Raw genomic sequence first — 5,047 nt, 5'->3', positions numbered from 1 at the left:
TGGACGCGGCGACGGAGAGCGCCGCCGCGGCGGCCGTGACGGCGACGGCGCGGATCGCGCGGCGCCGGGGGACGGGCAGAGCGGACATCGTCTGACTCCCAACCGGTACGCCCCGAGCAGGCTGGTGGCGGCCGGGACGCCCATCGACGGATGTTGGGGCAGATGCTAGCCATACATCGATGACCATAAAAGAGATAGCGACCAATCCATACAGCTCGCAGTATGGATGTCGCGGGTGCCGGCCGATCGACCGCCGTCGGGGGGGCAGGATGGCCACGTGGAACGACACGACATGCTGCTCTCCCCCGCCGGCGTCGAGGCGCTGCGCACCGCGCTGACCCGGGCGGACTTCACCTCGAACGGGATCGCCGGCCGACTCGGCGCGCAGGCCACCGGCGGGGTGGCCCGCAACGACTTCCGCGCCGCCCTGCGCGCCACCGAGGACCGCGACCCGCTCGCCACGCTGATCCGGGTCTTCATCTGCGACCAGACCGAGCCCGAGGCGGCGGTCGCCGCCGCGCTCGCCCCGCTGGACCTCGCCGAGGCGCTCGCCGGCGGGCTGGTCGAACGGCACGGCGACGGACTGCGCGCCGGCGTCGACCTGGAACCGTACGGGGACGACTGGTGGGTCCTCGCCGACGTACCGGCCAGCGCCCGCCCCGGCCGGCCGCTGCACAGCGAACACGTGCTCGGCATCGGCGGCGCGACCCAGACGCTGATCGGCGCCACCGTCCGCCGGCCGGTGCGGACCGCGCTGGACCTGGGCACCGGCTCCGGCGTCCAGGCGCTGCACCTGGCCACCCACGCTGACCGGGTCACCGCCACCGACCTCTCCGAGCGGGCGCTGCGCTTCGCCGCCACCACCGCCGCGCTCAACGGCCAGGACTGGGAGCTGCTCCGCGGCGACCTGGTCGCCCCGGTCGCCGGCCGCCGCTTCGACCTGGTGGTGAGCAATCCGCCGTTCGTGGTCGGTCCGGGCACCACCACCCACGTCTACCGCGACTCCGGGCGGGTCGGCGACGCGATCGGCGCCGAGCTGGCCGCCGCGGCGCCGAGCCTGCTCACCGAGGGCGGCACCATGCAGTACCTGGCGAACTGGGTGCACGTGGCCGGCGAGGAGTGGCACGAGCGGGTGGCCGGCTGGTTCGCGGGTACCGGCCTGGACGCCTGGGTGATCCAGCGCGAGGTGGCCGACCCGATGGCGTACGTCAACCTCTGGCTCACCGACGTCGGCGAGGCGACCGACCCGCAGCGGATGGCGGCCTGGCTGGACTGGTTCGACGCGCACAAGGTGGAGGCGATCGGCTTCGGCATCGTCTCGCTGCGCCGGTCCGGGCACGCCGAACCGGTCGTCCGGATCGAGGACCTGCGCCAGCGGGTGGAACCCCCGATGGGCGACCGGATCGCCACCTGGTTCGACCGCCAGGACTTCCTCCGGGTACGCGACACCGACGCGCTGCTCGCCGAGCGCTACCGGGCCGCCGAGGGGCTCCAGCTGCGGCAGGAGGCGACCATGGGCGACGAGGGGTGGGCGGTGGACCGGCAGGTCCTCACGATGCCGCACGGGCTGCGCTGGAGCGAGGAGGTCGACCCGCTGGTGCTGGCGCTGGTCGGCGGCTGCGACGGCCGGCTGGCGCTGCGCGACCAGCTCGCCCTGCTGGCCGCCGCGCACGACGTCACCCCGCAGGAGCTGGCCGAGGCGGCCGGCCCGATCGTGGCGCACCTGATCGAACGCGGCATCATCGAGCCGGTGACGGCGTGACGCGGGTCGCGCCGGCGGCGCCGGAGGGCGGCCGAAGGGGGGTCCGCTGATGCGGGCGGTGGTGCAGACGGTCGGCCGGGCGAGCGTCACGGTCGACGGCGCGGTGGTCGGCCAGATCGACGACGGGCTGCTGGTGCTGCTCGGCGTCACGCACGCCGACACGCCGCAGGTGGCGCAGACGATGGCCCGCAAGATCCACGAGCTGCGCATCCTCGACGACGATCGCAGTGCCGCCGACACCGGCGCCCCGATCCTGGTGGTCAGCCAGTTCACCCTCTACGGCGACGCCCGCAAGGGTCGGCGTCCGAGCTGGACCGCCGCCGCCCCCGCGGAGGTCGCCGAACCCCTGGTGACGGCGGTGGTGGAGGCGCTCCGCGACCGCGGCGCCAAGGTCGAGACGGGCCGCTTCCGCGCCCACATGCTGGTGGAGAGCGTCAACGTCGGCCCCCGCACCCTCCTCCTCGACCTCTGACCCCCGCCCCTCCCGCCCCGGCCCCGCCTAGTTGATCAAGAAGTTTGCGTCAGCCGAGCCCACTTTCCTGACGCAAACTTCTTGATCACCGGCGCTGGGCGTGCGCGGCCCGGGGGTGGGCGGTCAGAAGAAGAGGCCGCGGCGTTGGATGGACTGGCGGAGCCAGCCGTCGAGCTGGGCGGCCCAGTCGGTGCGGTCCAGGGTGGCGTGGTCGACGGTGAAGCGGCCGAAGGCGTCGCGCCCCTCGGTGAGGATGCCGCCCCGCTTGTCGATCTCCAGCACCACCTGGGTCTGCTGCGGGTCGCTGATGAAGGTCAGCTCCAACTGGTTGATCGCGCGGGCGTACTGCGGCGCCGGGTGGAACTCTATCTCCTGGTAGAACGGCAGGCTCTGCCGTACGCCGTAGATGTGCCCCCGCTCGACGTCGGCCCGGGCGAACCGGAAGCCCAGCCGCAGCAGCGCCTCCAGCAGCCGCTCCTGCGCCGGCAGCGGGTGCACCGCCACCGGGTCCAGGTCACCCTTGTCGACGGCCCGCGCCACCTCCAGCTCGGTACGCAGACCCATCGTCATCCCGTGCAGGTGGTGCCCGTACAGGTCGGTCAGCGGGGTCTCCCAGGGCACGTCGAAGCGGAACGGGACGTCGTACCGCTGGCCGGGCTCCAGCCGGAACGGGCCGGTGACCTGGCGACGGCCGAACTCCTGCGTGGTGTCGTACTCGGAGTCGGCGCTCTCCACCTCGACTCGGGTGACCAGGCCGAGGGCCACATAGGAGACGTCCACCTGGTGGTCCCCGCCGGCCACCTGGATCCGTCCCTCCAGTTGACCGCCCGGACGGCAGTTCGGGTTGGCCAGCACGGTTTCCACCGAGGGACCACCCACACCCATCGCCTGCATGAGCCGCTTGAAGACCACCACGTCCTCCGTCGCCTGTTCGCCGCCGGCCCCGGTGGCCGACCGCTGGCACGGTAACCGCCGCCGGCAAGCGGACCCGGCGACGACACCCGGCAACCGACCGGATTGCTGTCGGGTCCCCGATCGCCTCACTCCCGTTTCACGCCCCGGTTGGAAAGCTGTCTGTCACCGGCACCACTGGGGCCGGTACGCGGCACAGAAGCGGACACGGGGAGAGACTGAGATGGCCCTGCAGATGATCGAGAACCAGACGCGCCCGGCCGCCACCATCGACGCCGAGCACGGCACGGAGACCCTGACCGACCTGGACGCGACCGACGAGCGCGGCATCTCCACCGACCTCGTCCGGGCGTACCTCAACGGGATCGGGCGGACGAAGCTGCTGACCGCCGCGCAGGAGGTCGAGCTGGCGAAGCGGATCGAGGCGGGGCTGTTCGCCGAGGAGAAGCTCTCCGCCTGCACCCCGGTCTCCGCCGAGCTGAAGAGTGACCTGGAGCTCATCGTGGCGCAGGGCCGCGCCGCCAAGGACCACCTGCTGGAGGCGAACCTCCGGCTGGTGGTGAGCATCGCCAAGCGCTACACCGGGCGCGGGATGGCGTTTTTGGACCTGATCCAGGAGGGCAACCTCGGCCTGATCCGCGCGGTGGAGAAGTTCGACTACGCCAAGGGCTACAAGTTCTCCACGTACGCCACCTGGTGGATCCGGCAGGCGATCACCCGGGCGATGGCCGACCAGGCCCGCACCATCCGCATCCCGGTGCACATGGTCGAGCAGGTCAACCGGATGGTCCGGGTCCGCCGCGAGCTGTCGGTCTCGCTGGGCCGGGAGCCCACCGTGGCCGAGGTGGCCGTCGCCCTGGAGATCCCCGAGTACCAGGTGATCGAGCTGATCTCGTACGACCGGGAGCCGGTCAGCCTGGACCAGGCCGTCGGCGAGGACGGCGAGAGCGCGCTGGGTGACTTCGTCGCCTCGGTGGACCCGCGCGAGGAGCCGGGTGACGCCGCCGCCAACGGTGAGCTGCGCAACGAGGTGAGCATCGTGCTGGCCACCCTCTCCCAGCGGGAGCAGGCGGTGATCCGGCTGCGGTTCGGCCTGGACGACGGCCGGCAGCGCACCCTGGACGAGGTGGGCAAGGAGTTCGGCCTGTCCCGGGAGCGGATCCGGCAGATCGAGAAGGTGACGCTGCTCAAGCTGCGCGCGCCGGAGCGGGCGCAGCGGCTGGAGGCGTACGCCTGCTGACCCGACCCCGATCCGAAGGTCCCGGCGGTTCGCCGGGGCCTTCGGCGTGTGGCGCTTGGGTTTGTCGTACTCCTCCGGCAGGGTCGGCGGATGAACTGGACGCTGGAAGTGGTGGTGGTGCCGGTCAGCGACGTGGACCGGGCCAAGGAGTTCTACGCCGACCGGCTCGGCTTCAACGTCGACCACGACACCCGGGTCGGCGACGACGTGCGCATCGTGCAGCTCACTCCCCCGGGTTCGGGCTGCTCGGTCGTGATCGGCCGCGGCGCGGTGCCCGACATGCCGCCGGGTTCGCTCAAGGGTCTCCAACTGGTGGTGCCCGACCTGGAGAAGGCGCGCGCGGAGTTGGTCGCGCGGGGCGTGGAGGTCAGCGAGATCCAGGTGTTGGGCGAGAATCCCCGCCCGGTGCCGCACCCGCTGGACAATGTGGGCTTCGTCTTCTTCACCGACCCGGACGGCAACGCCTGGGGCGTGCAGCAGATCTCCAGCCGCGGCTGAGCCGCGACTCAGAGGCGCCGGGGGCCGGTGTCCGGGCGGGCGCCCGCCGAGCCGATCCGGACGCCGGCGTGCAGCACCGAGATGCCGTCCGGCCGGGCCAGCACCGGGTTCAACGTCAGCGACCGGACCCGGGGCTGCTCGTCGGCGAGCCGGCCGACCCGCA

5 protein-coding genes are annotated in these 5,047 nt (G+C 72.5%); 4 read left to right on the top strand and 1 reads right to left on the bottom strand.

The window, feature by feature from the left end; translation table 11 throughout:
• Positions 1-277 precede the first annotated feature (277 nt).
• Positions 278-1,762 (top strand): methyltransferase, encoded by a 1,485-nt coding sequence (locus JNW89_RS27325; protein ID WP_238449834.1) that lies wholly within the window; start codon positions 278-280, stop codon positions 1,760-1,762.
• A 49-nt stretch (positions 1,763-1,811) separates the two neighbouring features.
• Entirely contained in the window at positions 1,812-2,234 is a 423-nt protein-coding gene (gene dtd, locus JNW89_RS27320; protein ID WP_238451226.1) for a D-aminoacyl-tRNA deacylase, read from the top strand.
• A 123-nt stretch (positions 2,235-2,357) separates the two neighbouring features.
• Here the strand turns inward: dtd and JNW89_RS27315 are convergent, their stop codons facing one another.
• Positions 2,358-3,146 (bottom strand): sporulation protein, encoded by a 789-nt coding sequence (locus JNW89_RS27315; protein WP_238449838.1) that lies wholly within the window; start codon positions 3,144-3,146, stop codon positions 2,358-2,360.
• 223 nt (positions 3,147-3,369) lie between these two features.
• Between JNW89_RS27315 and sigB the strand changes: the two genes are divergently transcribed.
• Positions 3,370-4,386 carry an RNA polymerase sigma factor SigB gene (gene sigB / locus JNW89_RS27310; RefSeq protein WP_375155149.1) on the top strand — a complete coding sequence of 339 codons (1,017 nt, stop codon included), beginning with the start codon at positions 3,370-3,372 and terminating at the stop codon, positions 4,384-4,386.
• Between the two features lie 90 nt (positions 4,387-4,476).
• Positions 4,477-4,884 carry a VOC family protein gene (locus JNW89_RS27305; RefSeq protein ID WP_238451225.1) on the top strand — a complete coding sequence of 136 codons (408 nt, stop codon included), beginning with the start codon at positions 4,477-4,479 and terminating at the stop codon, positions 4,882-4,884.
• Positions 4,885-5,047: the final 163 nt, after the last annotated feature.

The sequence above is a fragment of the Micromonospora sp. 4G55 genome, assembly GCF_016803375.1.
This window is presented reverse-complemented; position numbering and strand designations above follow the sequence as displayed.

What these genes read in the sequence shown, in the direction of transcription:
- dtd (WP_238451226.1), top strand. Translation starts at nt 1,812, where the DNA reads ATGCGGGCGGTGGTGCAGACGGTCGGCCGGGCGAGCGTCACGGTCGAC.
- sigB (WP_375155149.1), top strand. Translation starts at nt 3,370, where the DNA reads ATGGCCCTGCAGATGATCGAGAACCAGACGCGCCCGGCCGCCACCATC.
- JNW89_RS27305 (WP_238451225.1), top strand. Translation starts at nt 4,477, where the DNA reads ATGAACTGGACGCTGGAAGTGGTGGTGGTGCCGGTCAGCGACGTGGAC.